A 16,545-nucleotide genomic window follows, 5' to 3' on the forward strand; every position below is an offset into this window, starting at 1 on the left:
GGTACTTCGTTGGAGACGACGCGGGAGTGTAGGTAGTTGCCGCAAAGATAAGGATTCGTGAGAGATCACGGGTCCTTTTTTTTTGCCGTTTTCGCAGCCCATATATAAAATTTGATAATAAATATCAATTATTTGCTTTGCCTATCTAGAGTGCGCTAAGTTATTGACTTTTTATATGAAAGACCCTACAATGATGAAAATGTGAATCCCGAGTATTTTTGTAAGGATTGAATATACTGTTGATTTTAAGGAGAGTTTACTATGGCAGATGTATTGCTGCAGATAAAAGATCTTTATGCCGGCGTGGAGGGGAAGGGAATCCTTAAGGGCGTCGATCTCACTGTTCGCAAGGGTGAAGTTCATGTCATCCTTGGCCCGAACGGGTCGGGCAAGTCAACGCTCATGAATGTCATTATGGGACATCCAAAGTATGAAATGACGGGCGGGAGCCTCGTACTCGAGGGGGAGGATATCGGCGAACTGCGCGCATTTGAGCGTGCGCGGCGCGGTCTTTTCCTTGCATTCCAGACCCCGGAGGAGATTCCGGGGATTACGGTTGAGAATATGATTCGTACGGCCCGTCAGGTGATGACGGGTGAGAAGGTAAAGTTGCTGCCCTTTCGTAAGGAACTCAATGCGATGATGGCAGAGCTGAAGATTGAGCCGAGTTATGCACAGCGTTATCTCAATGTCGGTTTCTCAGGCGGCGAGAAAAAGCGCAGCGAAGTGCTCCAGCTGCTCATGTTTGCACCGAAAGTAGCGTTACTTGACGAGACGGACTCGGGGCTTGATGTTGACGCCGTCCAGATCGTTTCCGAAGGTGTGGCAAAGTTCCACAATGAGAGTAACGCTTGCATCATCATTACACATAATGCCAAGATTCTCGATAAGCTCAAGGTAGATTATGTGCATGTCCTTGCGCAGGGGAGAATTGCGCGTGAGGGCGGCGCGGAGCTGATACAGGAGATCAATGAGGAAGGCTTTGCTAAAATCCTCGAGGATCGGGATAAGGTGAGGTGAGCGGCGTATGGAAGATTTCGTACCAAAGAAAAAAACTTACGTCGCCGATATTGAGCGTACGATATACGATATCACGAACGAAGATCGTTCCGCGTATAAGTCCGCTTCGGGGCTGACGGAAGAGATCATTCGCGATATTTCAGCGCGGAAAAATGATCCCGCATGGATGCTGGACTTCCGGCTAAGGTCCTTGGACACTTATCATGCGATGGAACTTCCGCCATGGGGACCGGATCTCTCGGATCTCGATATGGATCACATTGTCACCTATGTGCAGCCCGACGCCAAGATGGCGGGGGACTGGAATGAGGTACCCGAGGATATCAAGGATACGTTTGACCGCCTCGGTATTCCCGAGGCGGAAAAAACATCGCTCGCAGGTGTGGGCGCACAGTATGACTCCGAGGTTGTGTACCATTCGATTCAAGAGTCTCTCGTCAAGCAGGGCGTTGTCTATACGGATATGGAAACAGCACTGCAGGAATACGGCGATATCGTACGTCGATATTTTATGACGCTGCTTCCGCCAAAAGCGCATAAATTTGTGGCGCTCCACGGAGCAGTCTGGTCGGGCGGCTCCTTTGTCTATGTTCCTGAGGGAATCAAGGTGGATATCCCTTTGCAGTCCTATTTCCGTCTCAATGCGGCGGGGGCGGGACAGTTTGAGCATACGCTGATCATCGTAGAAAAGGGGGCGAGTCTCCATTTCATTGAGGGCTGTTCCGCACCAAAGTACAATGTGACAAATCTCCATGCGGGCTGTGTCGAACTATTCGTCAAGGAGGGGGCGCGCCTGCGCTATTCTACAATCGAAAATTGGTCGCGCAATATGATGAACCTTAATACGAAACGCGCTAAGGTCGAAAAGGACGGCGCGGTCGAGTGGGTCTCAGGTTCGTTCGGGTCTCACGTATCGATGCTTTATCCGACAAGTATACTCAGCGGAGAGAATGCCAGCTGTGAGTTTACGGGGATTACATTTGCATCGAAGGGACAGGAGTTGGATACGGGAGCGACGGTAATCTTCGATGCCCCTCACACTTCGGCGAATATCAGTACGCGTTCGATCTCAAAGGCCGGCGGCGTCGCCGTTTATCGCAGCGCGGTTAAGGTAACGCCGCGTGCCGTGGGGGCGAAATGCTCGGTCGACTGTGAGTCGCTGATGCTGGACTCTGAATCTAGGAGCGATACGCTCCCGGTGATGGATATTGCGTGCGATCAGGTGGATATCGGACACGAGGCGAAGATCGGGCGCATCAGCGACGAAGCGATCTTCTATTTGACGAGCCGCGGCATCGACGAAGAGGAGGCCCGCGCGATGATCGTACGCGGGTTCGTGGAGCCGATCGCCAAGGAACTCCCGTTGGAGTATGCGGTGGAGATGAACAATCTTGTCAATATCGAGCTGGAAGGGACCATGGGGTGAGTGCTGTGAGTGAAGTTTTTAGCCGCATCCCCATGCCGACATGGCGCTGGCTGGGCGTCAACGACCTGCCGATGCCGGAGCAGCTTGGCGGCATGAAGACCGTACGCTTCTCCTGCCCGGCGGGGGAAACGCAGCGTCATGTCGTAGAGCTGCGTGAGAGCGGCCTGCAGGAGATTCATGCAGAGGTCGATGACGGGGCAGAGATGCACCTTACTTTCATACAGTTTGTGCCTACAGATTCTTCCGCGGCGAGCCGCATTGCTGCGGAGGTCGGGAAGAACGGCCTGTTCTCCTGCACGCTTGTTGAGGCGGGGGCCGGACATACGGCGGCCGAGCTTCGGGTCAACCTCGCAGGCGACGGGGCGCGTGCGGATGTGTGGGGGCTCTATTTTGGAGATGCGGATCGCAAGATTGACCTCAACTATGTGATACGGCAGGCGGGACGTCTCACGGATGCAAACTTGCAGGTGCGCGGAGCTCTGCTCGGACACAGTAAAAAGACCTTCCGAGGGACGCTGGACTTCGTTCAGGGATCGCGCGGCTCGGTGGGCAAGGAGGACGAAGAGGTCACGATTCTTTCACCGTACGCCCGTAACCGCAGCGTCCCCCTTATGCTCTCCCATGAAGGGGATGTGGACGGGCATCATGCGGTCAGTATCGGTAGGATCGACGCGGATAAGCTCTTCTACCTAATGAGCCGCGGACTTGACGAATCTGCCGCGCAGCAGCTCATTGTCGAGGCGTCCTTTGCTCCCGTCCTTGCGCGTATCGAAAACGAAGAACTGCGTGCGGAGATCGCCGGTTATATTGAGGGGAGGCTTTTGGGATGAGCAAGAACCTAAACGAATATCTGCAGGACTTTCCCATACTGCAGACAAAAATGAACGGCCGCCCCATCGTCTATCTCGACAACGGTGCGACCACGCAAAAACCGGAGGCCGTTATTAAAGCCGTTGCGGACTACTGTACCTATTGGAATGCGAATCCGCACCGCGGCGCCTATGAACTCTCGGTCAAGGCGACGGATATCTACGAGACGGCGCGCGTGCGGACGCAGAAATTTATCGGTGCGGCGCGTGCCGAGGAGATCATCTTTACGAAGAATGCCTCCGAGGCGCTGAATCTCGTCGCCTATAGTTATGGGCGCTCAAACGTGCAGGCGGGCGACGAGATTGTCATCACCGTCGCCGAACATCACAGCAACCTCGTGCCGTGGCAGTTTGTCGCGAAGACGCGCGGTGCGGCGCTGAAGTATATCTACCTCGAGAAGGACGGGAACCTCTCGGCGGCGGATATCGCCGCGCAGATTACGGAAAAGACAAAAATCGTTGCCGTAACGCATGTATCCAACGTGCTGGGGCTCGTGAACAACGTCAAGGCGATTGCCGATCGCGCTCACGCTGTCGGCGCCGTCCTGGTTGTGGACGGCTCGCAGAGTGTGCCGCATATCAAGGTGGATGTGCAGGCGATGGACGCCGACTTCTTTGCGTTTTCGGGGCACAAAATGCTCTCTCCTATGGGTATCGGCGTGCTCTATGGGAAATATGATATTCTCGATGCAATGCCGCCGTTCCTTTTTGGCGGAGACATGATCGAGTACGTCGGAGAACAGGAGACGACATTTGCCGCGCTGCCCGCGAAGTTCGAGGCGGGAACGCAGAACGTTAGCGGCGCGGCGGGACTCATCGCGGCCGTCGACTATCTCGAAAAGATTGGCTTTGACCGCATTGAGGAGATTGAACGCGATTTGCTCTCCTATGCGCTGCCAAAGCTGCGGGAACTTCCCTTCGTGGAGTTGTATGGCTGTGAGAGTACGCGTGATAATAAGACGGGCATCATCACATTCAACGTGAAGGATGTTCATCCGCACGACGTCTCGACGATCCTCGACGGCTACGGCGTCGCCATCCGTGCGGGACATCACTGCGCACAGCCGCTGATGAAGTACCTCGGGCAGAATGCAACCTGCCGCGCGAGTTTCTATCTCTACAATACGCATGAGGATATTGATAAATTCATCGATGCGCTGAAAAAGGTGAGGGGAGTGCTCGGATATGCCGATTGAAGGGGAAGAGGCGCTGCATGAGTTATATACGGAGGTCATCGGCGAGCACAGCCGGTCGCCGGAGAATAAGGGCGAACTCGCAGCGGCAAATGTGCGTGAGCGCGGGCACAACCCGAGCTGCGGCGACGAGATTACGCTTTCGCTTGAGATTGCGGACGGCGTGATCAAAGACGGCGCATTCTCCGGCGTCGGCTGCGCTATCTCGCAGGCAAGTACGGACATCATGATCGACCTCATGCGGGGCAAGACCGTTGAGGAGGCGCACCGTCTCATACAGCTCTTCACCTCCATGATCAAACGCGAGGTCACGGACGATGCCGCCCTCGAGGAACTCGACGAAGCGATCGCCCTCAAAAACATTTCCAATATGCCCGCGCGCGTCAAATGCGCTGTGCTCGCGTGGCATACGTTGGACAATATATTAAAAGGGAAAAAGGCGTAAGCATACGGGACTGTTTCGGAAGAGTTTTCTTCATGAAGCAGTCCCGTTCGCATTTTTCATCCCGTAGATACTAGCTTTTTTGCCACTATCCATGTATAATAAACAAGTATTGCAAAATTAACACTTTTGAAAAGAAAAGGTGGGAGTTCGATGCGGATGACAAAGACAATGAAATGTATTGCTCTTGGCATCGCGGTGCTTGGTCTGGGCGTTCTGGCAGGCTGCGGCGGAGATCGGCAGGCGGCGGGGGAAAAAACGTATAAAATCGGTATCGTTCAGCTCGTTGAACACAATGCGCTCGATGCGGCGAATCACGGTTTTGTAGACGGCCTCAAGGCGCGCGGCTATGAAGAGGGGAAGAACCTCACGATCGACCGTCAGAACGCACAGGCGGATCAGTCAAACCTCCAAAATATTGCACAGCGTTTTGTGAGCGATAAGGTCGACCTTATCTGTGCCATCGCGACTCCTGCGGCGCAATCCGTCGCGAATGCGACGAAGGATATCCCCATCGTCGGCACGGCAATCACGGACTATGTGAGCGCGAAACTCGCGCAGTCCAATAACGCGCCGGGCGGCAATGTCACGGGAACGAGCGACCTGAACCCCATCAAAGAGCAGATTGATCTCTTGATCAAGCTCTATCCGAACGCGAAAACGATCGGAACGATTTACTCCTCGAGTGAGATCAACTCGGAGATTCAGATCAAGGCTATGACCGAATACGCGCAGTCGAAGGGACTGACCGTACGCGCCGCGACCGTTTCAACGGTGAACGACATCCCGCAGGCGGCGCAGAGCCTCGTCAATGATGTGGATGTATTTTACGAGCCGACCGACAATGTGATCTCCTCCTCGATTCCAACCCTCGTCAGCGTCACGGATGCGGCGGGCAAGGGGGTCGTCTGTGCGGAGCCGTTTATGGTGACGGGCGGCTGTCTCGCGACCTACGGCATCGATTACTACAAGCTCGGCGTTCAGACAGGCGAGATGGCGGCGGATATCCTCGAGGGCAAGAGCAAGCCTGCCAATATGCCGATCGAGACGGCGCGCGATCTGACGCTCGTTATCAGCAAAGGCAGTGCGGAAAAGCTCGGCCTGACCATTCCGGAGGATGTGCTGAAGGATGCGGATCTTGTGGATTAATCTATTTGACAGTGAAAAGGTGGAAATTCGATGCAAGTGACAACGGTCATCAAATCTGCCGCCCTTGGCATGGCTGCCTTCGGTCTGCTCGCATCGGCGGGCTGCGGCGGCGATCGGCAGGCGGCGGGAGAGAAAACTTATAAGATCGGCGTTGTGCAGCTCGTTGAACACGGCGCGCTCGATGAGGCGAACCGCGGTTTTGTGGACGGGCTCAAGGAGCGCGGCTATGAGGTGGGAAAAAACATAAAGATTGACCAGCAAAATGCACAGGCCGATCAGTCGAATCTGCAGAATATCGTTCACCGTTTTGTGAGCGATAAGGTGGATCTCATCTGCGCTATTGCGACGCCCAGCGTGCAGTCTGCCGCCAACGCGACAAAGGATATTCCTATCGTCGGTACGGCGGTTACGGATTATGTGAGCGCAAAAGTTGTGCGGTCGAATGAGGCTCCCGGCGGCAACGTCACGGGGACGAGCGACATGAATCCGATCACGGAGCAGATCGATCTCTTGCTGAAACTCTATCCGGATGCGAAGACGATCGGCACGATATACTCCTCCAGCGAGATTAACTCGGAGATTCAGGTCAAAGCGATGAAAGAATACGCGGAGTCGAAGGGGCTCAGGGTACGCGTGGCGACGATTTCTACAGTCAACGATATACAGCAGGCCGCACAGAGCATCGTGAACGAAGTCGACGTATTCTATGAACCGTCGGATAATATTATCGCCTCGGCGATGCCGACGCTCGCCAGTGTCACAGACCCCGTGGGGAAGGGCATCGTTTGTGCGGTTCCCACGATGGTACAGGCGGGCGGGCTTGCGACCTACGGCATTGATTACTACAAACTCGGCGTACAGACGGGCCGGATGGCGGCAGATATTCTCGAGGGCAAGAGCAAACCCGCGGATATGAAGATTGAGACGGCACATGATCTCATGCTCGTAATCAACAAAAAGAATGCGGAGAAGATCGGTTTGACCGTCCCCAATGGCATCCTGCAAAAAGCGGTTATCGTAGAGTAGATGTTTGACGAAGAAAGCGAAGCGGGCACGCAGCGTGTCCGCTTTTTTTCCGAAATATAGGGAGTGACGTTATGGATTTGGTCATTGCGACGGCTGCGCAGGGCGTCCTTTGGGGGCTCTATGCGCTGGGCGTCTATCTGACGTATCGTGTTCTCGATATCGCCGATCTGACTGTGGAAGGGAGTTTCCCCCTCGGGGCGGCGGTTGCCGCGTCTATGCTGGTCGCGGGATATCCGCCGATTGCCGCGATCTTTGCGGCCTGTGCGGCAGGATGTGTCTCGGGGGTCGTTACCGGATTTTTCTGCACGAAACTGAAGATCCCCGCGCTGCTTGCGGGGATTCTCACAATGATCGGTCTCTATTCCGTCAACCTGCATGTCATGGGCAAGGCAAATCTGCCGCTGCTCCAGCAGGAGACCCTCTTTACACAATGGAATCTCTGGGGACTGGATCCGGCATCCAACATCCTTGTTATTGGAACGGTTGTCGTTGTGTTTGCCGTTCTGCTGACCTATTGGTTTTTCGGTACGGAACTTGGCACAGCGATCCGCGCGACGGGCGCAAATCCTCATATGATCCGCGCGAACGGGGTCAACACGGACGTGATGATCGTCCTTGGGCTGCTTCTTTCGAACGGACTGGTTGCGGTCTGCGGTGCGCTTGTCGCGCAGAGCAACGGTTTTTCCGATGTCGGCATGGGAACGGGCACCATCGTCATCGGCCTTGCCTCCGTCATCATCGGCGAGGTGCTGTTCGGTACGCGCAGTTTTAAGAACTGGCTGATCTCCGTTGTGCTCGGCTCGATCGTCTACCGTGCCGTTATCGCGGTCGTTCTGCAGCTCGGTATGCCGCCCAATGATCTCAAACTCTTCACGGCGATCCTCGTTGCCATTGCGCTTTCGATGCCGCTCATTCAGTCGAAATATTATGCAATGAAGAAGGGGGCGGAGTAATGCTGCGCATTGAGGATATCAAGAAAACCTTCAATCCCGGGACGATTACCGAGAAAAAAGCGCTCTCAGGCGTTACTCTTCATCTCGCGCCCGGAGACTTTGTTACCGTCATCGGCGGCAACGGCGCGGGGAAGTCGACCCTTATGAACGCCATTGCGGGCGCGATCTCGGTGGATACGGGAAAAATCTCGATTGCGGGAGAGGACATCACGAAGTGGCCCGAGCATCGACGCGCAAAATTCATCGGGCGCGTTTTTCAAGACCCGATGATGGGGACGGCGGCGCGTATGATGATTGAGGAAAACCTCGCCATTGCCGCCCGGCGCGGGCAGACGCCGACCCTGTGCTGGGGATCGACCGATGAGATGCGCGATATTTTCCGCGAAAAACTTGCGGGACTGAAGCTTGGGCTTGAGGACCGTCTTTCCTCGCGCGTGGGGCTCCTCTCGGGAGGCCAGCGGCAGGCGTTGACGCTCCTCATGGCGACGCTTGTTAAGCCGAATCTTCTGCTGCTCGACGAACATACCGCAGCGCTCGATCCAAAGACTGCGGTCAAAGTGCTCGAACTTACGCAGCAGATCGTTTCGGAGCAGCAGCTGACGACGCTTATGATCACACACAACATGAAAGACGCCCTTCGCTATGGCAATCGTCTCATCATGCTCCACGAGGGGCGTATTCTCTTCGATGTGCCGCAAACGGAAAAACAGGGACTTACGACGCGCGACCTTCTCTCCATGTTCGAGCAGGCTGCCGGCAGCGAACTTGCTAATGACAGTCTTCTCCTAAGCTAATTGAAAACTAACACCGTTCACAAGACTTTCTAAAACCGACCCTGTATATTTATCCGTGTAAACAGGAAATACGGAAGCACAAACAAAAGCACGGTGCTTCCATATGAAAACTTCGGATAGGAGTGAGTACCATGATGAATCAGAAGAAAATCAAAAAAATGATCGCTGCGGCACTCTTTGGCGTTATGACATGCGGACTGGTCGGTACGACTGCCGTCGTTGCGGAAGCAAGTCCTCGTGTTATGGCGGATGCCCCGCGGACAATGGACATGCGCACAAGCTACGGCGACTCCTATGAGGTGACCCAGCTTGCGGCGCGCCGGCATAAGCCGAAACGCAAAGGATATTCGCAGGGCACGGTAACGACTGCCGCAATCGTCGGCGCCGTTGTCGGAGCTTTCATCGCGAAGAATACCTAACATCCAATAGGTGCGTCTTCTGCGGCCTTCCCTTCCGCAGAATTCACATACATTCCCTACATTTCTTTCTCTCTATCGAAAGTGCGCCTCCCGCTGCCCGGCGGGGGGCGTATTTTCTTGTGTTTTTAATGTTTAGGGCATACGGAGATAAACTTACTCTTTCCCTTGCTATTTTGCGGAATCATAGTAAAATAGGAGGAAGAATATCGAACGGATGAGCGGGGGTGAGATGATGTGGGGGAAGCGTCCCATAGCGCGTCTGCGGCATCTCGTTTACCGTGACGAGCCGCTTGTGCGCACTCATGATGAGGCTCCGGCGGGGAAGCTGCCGAAGCTGATCCGCGCGATGCGTTCGCTCGCGCAGGTGTCAGGTTCCTGTTGGCAGCCGCGCGAGGAGATTTTCGTGAAGCAGGCGCGGCTCATGGAGCGCTACGAGGACGACTTTGTATTTGAGGGCTCGGTAACGCGCTACTATCCCACCTATGAGTCTCTCTCCGATGCGGAGCTGCGCGGTTACTTTGCGTGGCGGACGCAGGTGCGAAAAGGGAATATTGCGCCCGCGCCCCTGACGTTCGCGATGCTCTATGCGTATGAGATTCTGCATCTCATCGGGTGCAGGGACGCGGCGGACGGCTATGGGAAGCTGATGGAGCTTGGCGCGGCGTTTGCCGTTGGGGAGTCCGCACTTGATACCTACTTGCCCGCTTGGGTCTACGGTTATGTGATTTACTACGGGCTCGATCCGGCGTATCTTTCCGACAGTTCGTATTATCATGAAATGAAGCTGCAGGACGATGCGATTGCGGCAGTTTTCACGCACGGCGAGCGTCCTGCAGGGGAAGTCGCGGAGGGGCTGTGTGCGCTTTCTTCGTATCGGCTCGAACGGTCGAAATTTTATCGAGCGCATCCGGAAGAGATTGGTGTCGTTATTATGCGTGTTATTGCGCGTGTTTCGGAATACTATGAAAAGCATCGGAAACGGGATTTTTCTTCGGATTATCTTGGAGTGAAATACCGTCGTATGGTACGGCTTTTCCCGGGGGCTGTGTTCCATGCGCGCTCGCCCGAGGAGGATCGCGTTTATGCGGTGAATCCCGTGCGCAGCTATGAGTGCGCGGGCGGCGCATGGTATGTGCTCGCCTATGAGCGCGCGCTGAAACAGGCGCAGCGGCTCGGCGCACTGCTGCGGATCATCGACTGGCGGATGCGAGAATATGTCGGCTTTTCGCCGATCAAGCCGCCGAAGAAAATGACGAAGTGGCTGGCGAAGATCGTCGACGAGGAAATCGAGGCGTTTTTCGCAGAGAAAAAGGCGGCGGAGGCGCGCCGGGTGCGTATCGATCTCTCGCAGCTGGGGCGCATCCGCGCGGACGCCGCGGTCACGCGGGAGCGGCTGATTGTCGCGGAGGAGGAAGAGGAAGCCGCCGTGTCGATTTGGACGCAGCGTCCGGGCGAAGGAATATCGGAGGGGGTGTCCGCATCGCAGAAAGAGACGGTTTCCGATACTGCCGATGTGCAGCCGCGCGAGATCGATTTGCCTCTCGACGCGCCCGAGCTGCATCTGCTCCGCGATCTGCTGACGGGTGCGCCGCTCTCGTGGGTGCGTGCCGAGGGGTATCTCCTCTCCGTGCTTGTGGACGGTATCAATGAGAAGCTGTACGACGACTTCGCGGATGCCGTGATTGAGGGCGAACCGCCCGCCGTGATTGAGGATTATCGAGAAGAACTGACAGAGAGGTATCTCCATGCCGCAGAATGAACCTATAAAAATCCCGCGCCGCATTGCGCAGACACTCGTGAACGCGCTCAAGGGCGGCGTTGTCCCGCGCATCGGGCTGCCCTACATCACGGTCGGGCGGCGCAGCGAGATCGAGGCGCTCCTCTCTGACGTGGAGCTTATCGCGGACGGCGGAGCGTCGTTCCGCTTCATCGTCGGCCGGTATGGGAGCGGCAAGAGTTTTCTCCTGCAGACGATACGCAGCTATGTGATGGCGAAAAACTTTGTCGTGGTGGATGTCGACCTCTCGCCCGAGCGCCGTCTCCAAGGGACGCGCGGGCAGGGGCTGGCCACCTACCGCGAACTCATTCGCAATATGACGACCAAGACGACGCCCGAGGGCGGCGCGCTGACGCTCATCCTCGACCGATGGATCAGCCGCGTCCAGCAGGAGGTTATGGCGGCGGAGGGCTTATCCGCAGCGGACGGGCAGCTTTCGGTTGCAGTGGAGCGGCGCATCGGGGAGATCGTCTACGGGCTGAACGACCTTGTCCACGGATTTGACTTTGCCCGCCTCCTCACGATGTACTACCGCGCCTATGCGGACGGGGACGATGAGAAACGCGCACAGGTGGCGCGCTGGTTCCGCGGCGAGTACGCGACGAAGACGGAGGCGCGGCGCGACCTCGGCGTCGGCATCATCATCACGGATGACGACTGGTACGAGTATCTCAAGATCTTCGCGTTTTTCCTGCGGCAGGCGGGCTATGCGGGGATGCTCATCCTCATCGACGAACTCGTGAACATCTATAAGGTGCCGCACGCCGTCACGCGCCAATACAACTATGAAAAGCTCCTCACGATGTATAACGACGCGATGCAGGGGCGGGCGCGGTACCTCGGCGTCATCATGTGCGGCACGCCGGAGTGCATGGAGGATACGCGGCGCGGCGTCTACAGTTATGAGGCGCTGCGCTCACGGCTCGCCGAGGGGCGGTTCGGCGGGGCGCACCGCGATCTGCTCTCTCCCGTCATTCGTCTCGCGCCGCTGACCCATGAGGAAATGCTCGTCCTCACGGAAAAGCTTGCCGCGATTCATGCCCTTCTCTACGGATACAAGCAGATCGTCACGCAGGACGACCTCGCGGACTTCATCCGCATCGAGTTCGGGCGCATCGGCGCGGACACGCACATCACGCCGCGCGAGGTGATCCGCGACTTCATCGAGGTGCTCGACATCGTGTATCAAAATCCGAACGTCAAGGTCGCAGAGCTACTCAACTCGCAGGACTTTTCCTACGCGCAGAACGATGTGATCGGGGCGGAGACAGATGCGCAGTTCGCGGAGTTTGAGCTGTGAGCGCGTTCGACCGCTACGCTCCGTTCGTCAAGGACTATATCTACGCGCACGGCTGGGAAAGCCTGCGCGGCGTACAGATTGCCGCCGCGGAGGCGATCTTCGAGACGGACGAGCATGTCCTGCTCACCGCCTCCACGGCATCGGGCAAGACCGAGGCGGCGTTCTTTCCCATCATCACGCTGTTTGCCGAGGAGCCTCCGGCATCTGTCGGCTGTATCTATATCGGTCCACTCAAGGCGCTCATTAACGACCAGTTCATGCGGCTGAACGATCTCTGCCGGACGGCCGAGATTCCCGTTTGGCACTGGCACGGGGATGTCGCGCAGAGTCATAAGGCGCGGCTGATGAAACGTCCCTCGGGGATTCTCCAAATCACGCCCGAGTCGCTGGAGGCGCTCCTTTTGCACCGCCACGCGGCGATTCCCAAACTCTTTGGCGACCTTCGCTTCGTCGTCATCGACGAGGTTCATTCGCTCCTGCGCGGCGACCGCGGCGGACAGACGCTGTGTCTCATCGAGCGGCTCTCGCGCATCGCGGGCGTTGCACCGCGCCGCATCGGTCTCTCGGCGACGATCGGCGATCCCGCGGGGACGGGCGCCTTTCTCGCGGCGGGGACGGGGCGTCATACCGTTGTGCCGCGCATCGAGGCAAAGGGGAGCAAGTGGCGCATCTCCATGGAGCATTTTTATGTCCGCGATGCGCAGGCGGCGGAGGGTAAGGATGAGATTCCGGCAGCGCCCGCCCTTGACGCACCGACAGATCAAGCCCCGGAACATGCCGATCCGGGGCTGGGCTATATCTTTGAACACACGCGCGGGAAGAAATGTCTGCTCTTTGTCAACTCGCGCGAGGAGTGCGAGGCGGTGACGACGACGCTGCGCGCCTATTGCGAGCGGCGGCATGAGCCGGATCGCTTCCTCATCCATCACGGCAATCTCTCCGCCGCGTTCCGCGAGACGGCGGAGGAGCGCATGAAGGACGAGAGCAGTATGCTCACGACATGCACGACGGCGACGCTGGAGCTCGGCATCGACATCGGGCGGCTCGAACGCGCCTTTCAGATCGACGCGCCGTGGACAGTATCGTCCTTCCTTCAACGCATGGGACGCACGGGGCGGCGGGAACAGCTGCCCGAGATGTGGTTCGTCATGCGCGAGGACACACCCGACCCGCGCGCACTGCTGCCCGCGACGATTCCGTGGAAACTCCTGCAGGGAATTGCGCTCGTGCAGCTCTATCTCGAGGAGCGGTGGGTGGAGCCGCCGCGTCTGGACCGCCTGCCTTTCAGCCTCCTCTATCATCAGACGATGAGCGTCGCGGCGTCCTGCGGGGAGCTTTCGCCGCGTGCGCTCGCAGAGCGCGTCCTTTCCCTGCACGTTTTTCACCGCATTACGCAGGATGACTACCGTACGCTGCTCCGCTATTTGATTGCGCAGGAGCACTTACAGCAGACAGAACGCGGCGGGCTCATCGTCGGGCTGGCGGGCGAGCGCATCATCCATTCCTACCGTTTTTACGGCGTGTTCCAAGAGAACGAAGAGTACACCGTCCGCAGCGAATCGCAGGAAATCGGCACGATTGTCGCGCCGCCGCCCGTCGGGGAGAAAATCGCTATCGCAGGGCATGTGTGGCGCGTCCTCGAGGTCGACCGCAAGCGCCGGGTCGTCTACTGCGAGCAGGTGAAGGGGAATGTCCCCGCGTATTTCGGCGAATGCCCCGGCGACATTCATACGAAGATATTAGAGCGGATGCGCCGCGTCCTGCGCGAAGAGACCGGCTATCCCTATCTCATGAAAAACGCCGCGGCGCGTCTCACGCAGGCACGCGATACGGCGCGGCATTCGGGCGCGGCGACCGAGGCGCTCATCCCGCTCGGCGGCGACATGTACGCGCTGCTTCCATGGCTCGGCAGCTATGCGTTCCTCGCGCTCGAGCGGTTCCTGCGGATACGATGTGCGGAGCGTATCGGGCTGCGGGGCTCAGATTCCATGCGCCCGTATTTCATGCAGTTCAGCATGAAGGCGTCGCCCGCAGAGTTCTTCCGCGTGCTCGCCGAGGAGGCGGCAAAGGACTTCGACCCGATGGCACTCCTCTATCCGAACGAGGTGCCGATCTTTGACAAATACGACGAGTATCTGCCCGAGGAACTTGTGCGGCGCGGGTTCGCGTGCGGCGTCTTGGACATTGCGGGGATGAAGCGGCGCGTGCGGGAGTGGGGCGGCATTTGACAGTATTTCTCCGGTTATGATAGAATACGCGTATTGTGCGGATGTGGCGGAATTGGCAGACGCGCCGGACTTAGGATCCGGTGCCGCAAGGCATATGGGTTCGACCCCCTTCATCCGCACCAAATGATATCATTCGTTGATGTGTTCAGCGTTTTGCAACCGACTGGAAGCAGTCGGCTTTTTGTTTATCCGAGGAGTGATACGATGTCTATTCTTGCCGCCTATGCCGTGCCGCATCCGCCGCTGATTCTTCCGGCGATTGGCGTGGGGAAAGAATCTGAGATTGCGGAGACAATTCGCGCGTATCGTGCGGTGATGCAGACTGCCGCGGCGTTTCGCCCCGATACGGTTGTCGTCGTCAGCCCGCATGCGACATCTTACGGCGACTATTTCCACATTTCGCCGGGCGCAGGCGCGGAGGGGAATTTCAGAGCGTTTGGACATCCGGAGATTACCGTCGCTATTGCGTACGACGAGGACTTTGTACGGACGCTTTCGGCATGTGCGGGGGCGCGTGGCATCGCTGCGGGGACACTCGGGGAGAAGAATGGCGCGCTCGACCACGGGACGATGGTTCCGCTCGTCTTCCTGAGCGAATATCTTGGCGACGCGCCGACGAAGTTTGTCCGCATCGGCATCTCAGGACTGCCTGCGGCGGCGCATGCGGCCCTCGGACAGTGTATTGCGGAGACGGCAAAGAGGTTCGGACGCCGGACGCTCTGTATCGCGAGCGGCGACCTCTCGCACAGACTCAAAAAAGATGCGCCGAACGGCTTTACGCCGGAGGGGGCGGAGTTTGACGGGCTGTGCAGAGCCTTTATGGGCGCGGGGGATTTCCTTTCTCTCCTGCAAATCCCCGGGGATTTCGCAGAGCGTGCGGGGCATTGCGGACTGAACGGCCTATGGGTGCTCGCGGGCGTGCTTGACCGCACGGCGATGGAGGCGCGGCTGCACAGCTACGAGGGACCCTTCGGCGTCGGTTATGCCGTCGCCTCGTTCACTGTGACGGGCGCGGACGAAAACCATAACTTTACCGAACGGCTCGCGGCGGCTGAAGATGCAGCAATTGCACAGCTGCGCGCGGCGGAGGACGACTATGTGCGCATCGCGCGGACGAGCATAGAGACCTATGTGCGTTCGCACAGCTATGCCGTACTGCCCGACAATCTGCCACCGGAACTCACGGAGACACAGGCGGGCGTCTTCGTCTCCGTCAAGAAATACGGAAAACTGCGCGGCTGCATCGGGACCTTTGCGCCGAGGCAAGGGAATATTGCCGAGGAGATCCTTTACAACGCCGTCTCCGCGGCGGCACATGACGGACGCTTTGATCCCGTCGCGGAGGACGAGCTGGGACGTCTCGTCTACACCGTGGATGTGCTGACGCCGCCGGAACCGATTTCGTCCGCTGCGGAGCTTGACCCGAAGATTTACGGCGTCATTGTTAAGAGTATGACGGACAATCGCCTCGGCCTGCTGCTGCCCGACCTGCCCGGCATCGATACGGCGGAGCGGCAGATTGAAGTTGCCCGCGGAAAGGCGAGCATCCTGCCGAAGGAAAAAGTATCTTTGTCGCGGTTCAAGGTTGTGCGGCATCGTTGAATAGAATATAAAACGCCCCTTACGAAGATTTTTATCATCCTCGTAAGGGGCGTTCCGTTTTGTGTCCTTACTGAGCCGCAGCCGCCGGCTCGCCGATGGATTCGTTGAGCGCGTCGATGAGGGCGTCGATGTCGATGCCGTGCGCCATTGCGCCCTGCTCGATGTTCTCGAAGTGCGCAGCCGCACAGCCGAGGCAGCCCATGCCCGCATTCATGAGAATCTCCACGGTGTCGGGGTACTGCTGAACGATGTCGATGATGCTCATATCCTTCGTGATCGCCATAATATAAACCTCCTGTATGGTTGAGATAAACCGCTTATGGAAGGAAAACCTTCGATTTATCCCG

The 16,545-nt window shown here is 57.5% G+C and carries 15 protein-coding genes and 1 tRNA gene; 15 read left to right on the top strand and 1 reads right to left on the bottom strand.

The window, feature by feature from the left end:
* The first annotated feature begins 261 nt into the window (after positions 1 to 261).
* The 15 genes from sufC to amrA all read left to right on the top strand — a co-directional run bounded on the left by sufC (position 262) and on the right by amrA (position 16,198).
* Positions 262 to 1,020 carry a Fe-S cluster assembly ATPase SufC gene (gene sufC / locus HMPREF9161_RS00005; protein WP_009727613.1) on the top strand — a complete coding sequence of 253 codons (759 nt, stop codon included), beginning with the start codon at positions 262 to 264 and terminating at the stop codon, positions 1,018 to 1,020.
* A gap of 7 nt (positions 1,021 to 1,027) precedes the next feature.
* Positions 1,028 to 2,446 carry a Fe-S cluster assembly protein SufB gene (sufB, locus tag HMPREF9161_RS00010; protein WP_009727614.1) on the top strand — a complete coding sequence of 473 codons (1,419 nt, stop codon included), beginning with the start codon at positions 1,028 to 1,030 and terminating at the stop codon, positions 2,444 to 2,446.
* 32 nt (positions 2,447 to 2,478) lie between these two features.
* Complete coding sequence (locus tag HMPREF9161_RS00015) at positions 2,479 to 3,276, top strand: SufD family Fe-S cluster assembly protein (protein ID WP_051010561.1); 798 nt, start codon at positions 2,479 to 2,481, stop codon at positions 3,274 to 3,276.
* Positions 3,273 to 4,511 (top strand): cysteine desulfurase, encoded by a 1,239-nt coding sequence (locus HMPREF9161_RS00020; RefSeq protein WP_009727616.1) that lies wholly within the window; start codon positions 3,273 to 3,275, stop codon positions 4,509 to 4,511. Before HMPREF9161_RS00015 ends, HMPREF9161_RS00020 begins: the two co-directional genes overlap by 4 nt.
* Positions 4,501 to 4,953 (top strand): Fe-S cluster assembly sulfur transfer protein SufU, encoded by a 453-nt coding sequence (gene sufU, locus HMPREF9161_RS00025; protein WP_009727617.1) that lies wholly within the window; start codon positions 4,501 to 4,503, stop codon positions 4,951 to 4,953. Before HMPREF9161_RS00020 ends, sufU begins: the two co-directional genes overlap by 11 nt.
* Positions 4,954 to 5,103: 150 nt before the next feature.
* Positions 5,104 to 6,099: an ABC transporter substrate-binding protein gene (locus tag HMPREF9161_RS00030; RefSeq protein ID WP_009727618.1), complete on the top strand. Its 996-nt coding sequence runs from the start codon at positions 5,104 to 5,106 to the stop codon at positions 6,097 to 6,099.
* Positions 6,100 to 6,129: 30 nt separating this feature from the next.
* Positions 6,130 to 7,125 carry an ABC transporter substrate-binding protein gene (locus tag HMPREF9161_RS00035; RefSeq protein WP_009727619.1) on the top strand — a complete coding sequence of 332 codons (996 nt, stop codon included), beginning with the start codon at positions 6,130 to 6,132 and terminating at the stop codon, positions 7,123 to 7,125.
* A gap of 71 nt (positions 7,126 to 7,196) precedes the next feature.
* Positions 7,197 to 8,078 carry an ABC transporter permease gene (locus tag HMPREF9161_RS00040; RefSeq protein WP_009727620.1) on the top strand — a complete coding sequence of 294 codons (882 nt, stop codon included), beginning with the start codon at positions 7,197 to 7,199 and terminating at the stop codon, positions 8,076 to 8,078.
* Positions 8,078 to 8,872: an ABC transporter ATP-binding protein gene (locus tag HMPREF9161_RS00045; protein ID WP_009727621.1), complete on the top strand. Its 795-nt coding sequence runs from the start codon at positions 8,078 to 8,080 to the stop codon at positions 8,870 to 8,872. The genes HMPREF9161_RS00040 and HMPREF9161_RS00045 overlap by 1 nt, the downstream gene beginning before the upstream one ends.
* 134 nt (positions 8,873 to 9,006) lie before the next feature.
* Positions 9,007 to 9,291, top strand: a complete 285-nt coding sequence (locus tag HMPREF9161_RS00050) for a hypothetical protein (RefSeq protein WP_037348740.1) — start codon at positions 9,007 to 9,009, stop codon at positions 9,289 to 9,291.
* 229 nt (positions 9,292 to 9,520) lie between these two features.
* Entirely contained in the window at positions 9,521 to 11,050 is a 1,530-nt protein-coding gene (locus HMPREF9161_RS00055) for a TerB N-terminal domain-containing protein (RefSeq protein WP_009727623.1), read from the top strand.
* A complete protein-coding gene (locus HMPREF9161_RS00060) occupies positions 11,037 to 12,368 on the top strand; it encodes an ATP-binding protein (protein WP_009727624.1) in 1,332 nt (443 codons plus the stop codon). Before HMPREF9161_RS00055 ends, HMPREF9161_RS00060 begins: the two co-directional genes overlap by 14 nt.
* Entirely contained in the window at positions 12,365 to 14,596 is a 2,232-nt protein-coding gene (locus HMPREF9161_RS00065) for a DEAD/DEAH box helicase (RefSeq protein WP_009727625.1), read from the top strand. Before HMPREF9161_RS00060 ends, HMPREF9161_RS00065 begins: the two co-directional genes overlap by 4 nt.
* A 37-nt stretch (positions 14,597 to 14,633) precedes the next feature.
* Positions 14,634 to 14,718: transfer RNA gene (locus HMPREF9161_RS00070), tRNA-Leu, on the top strand.
* Positions 14,719 to 14,800: 82 nt separating this feature from the next.
* Positions 14,801 to 16,198 (top strand): AmmeMemoRadiSam system protein A, encoded by a 1,398-nt coding sequence (amrA, locus tag HMPREF9161_RS00075; RefSeq protein ID WP_009727626.1) that lies wholly within the window; start codon positions 14,801 to 14,803, stop codon positions 16,196 to 16,198.
* 67 nt (positions 16,199 to 16,265) lie between these two features.
* On the opposite strand, the gene HMPREF9161_RS00080 is transcribed toward amrA, so the two are convergent.
* Positions 16,266 to 16,481 carry a DUF1858 domain-containing protein gene (locus HMPREF9161_RS00080; protein ID WP_009727627.1) on the bottom strand — a complete coding sequence of 72 codons (216 nt, stop codon included), beginning with the start codon at positions 16,479 to 16,481 and terminating at the stop codon, positions 16,266 to 16,268.
* Positions 16,482 to 16,545: the final 64 nt, after the last annotated feature.

Source organism: Selenomonas sp. F0473, assembly GCF_000315545.1.
Taxonomy (GTDB): Bacteria; Bacillota; Negativicutes; order Selenomonadales; family Selenomonadaceae; genus Centipeda.

What these genes read in the sequence shown, in the direction of transcription:
- HMPREF9161_RS00020 (WP_009727616.1), top strand. Translation starts at nt 3,273, where the DNA reads ATGAGCAAGAACCTAAACGAATATCTGCAGGACTTTCCCATACTGCAG.
- sufC (WP_009727613.1), top strand. Translation starts at nt 262, where the DNA reads ATGGCAGATGTATTGCTGCAGATAAAAGATCTTTATGCCGGCGTGGAG.
- HMPREF9161_RS00055 (WP_009727623.1), top strand. Translation starts at nt 9,521, where the DNA reads ATGATGTGGGGGAAGCGTCCCATAGCGCGTCTGCGGCATCTCGTTTAC.
- HMPREF9161_RS00035 (WP_009727619.1), top strand. Translation starts at nt 6,130, where the DNA reads ATGCAAGTGACAACGGTCATCAAATCTGCCGCCCTTGGCATGGCTGCC.
- HMPREF9161_RS00045 (WP_009727621.1), top strand. Translation starts at nt 8,078, where the DNA reads ATGCTGCGCATTGAGGATATCAAGAAAACCTTCAATCCCGGGACGATT.
- sufU (WP_009727617.1), top strand. Translation starts at nt 4,501, where the DNA reads ATGCCGATTGAAGGGGAAGAGGCGCTGCATGAGTTATATACGGAGGTC.
- HMPREF9161_RS00030 (WP_009727618.1), top strand. Translation starts at nt 5,104, where the DNA reads ATGCGGATGACAAAGACAATGAAATGTATTGCTCTTGGCATCGCGGTG.
- HMPREF9161_RS00060 (WP_009727624.1), top strand. Translation starts at nt 11,037, where the DNA reads ATGCCGCAGAATGAACCTATAAAAATCCCGCGCCGCATTGCGCAGACA.
- amrA (WP_009727626.1), top strand. Translation starts at nt 14,801, where the DNA reads ATGTCTATTCTTGCCGCCTATGCCGTGCCGCATCCGCCGCTGATTCTT.
- HMPREF9161_RS00015 (WP_051010561.1), top strand. Translation starts at nt 2,479, where the DNA reads ATGCCGACATGGCGCTGGCTGGGCGTCAACGACCTGCCGATGCCGGAG.
- HMPREF9161_RS00040 (WP_009727620.1), top strand. Translation starts at nt 7,197, where the DNA reads ATGGATTTGGTCATTGCGACGGCTGCGCAGGGCGTCCTTTGGGGGCTC.
- sufB (WP_009727614.1), top strand. Translation starts at nt 1,028, where the DNA reads ATGGAAGATTTCGTACCAAAGAAAAAAACTTACGTCGCCGATATTGAG.
- HMPREF9161_RS00050 (WP_037348740.1), top strand. Translation starts at nt 9,007, where the DNA reads ATGAATCAGAAGAAAATCAAAAAAATGATCGCTGCGGCACTCTTTGGC.
- HMPREF9161_RS00080 (WP_009727627.1), bottom strand. Translation starts at nt 16,481, where the DNA reads ATGGCGATCACGAAGGATATGAGCATCATCGACATCGTTCAGCAGTAC.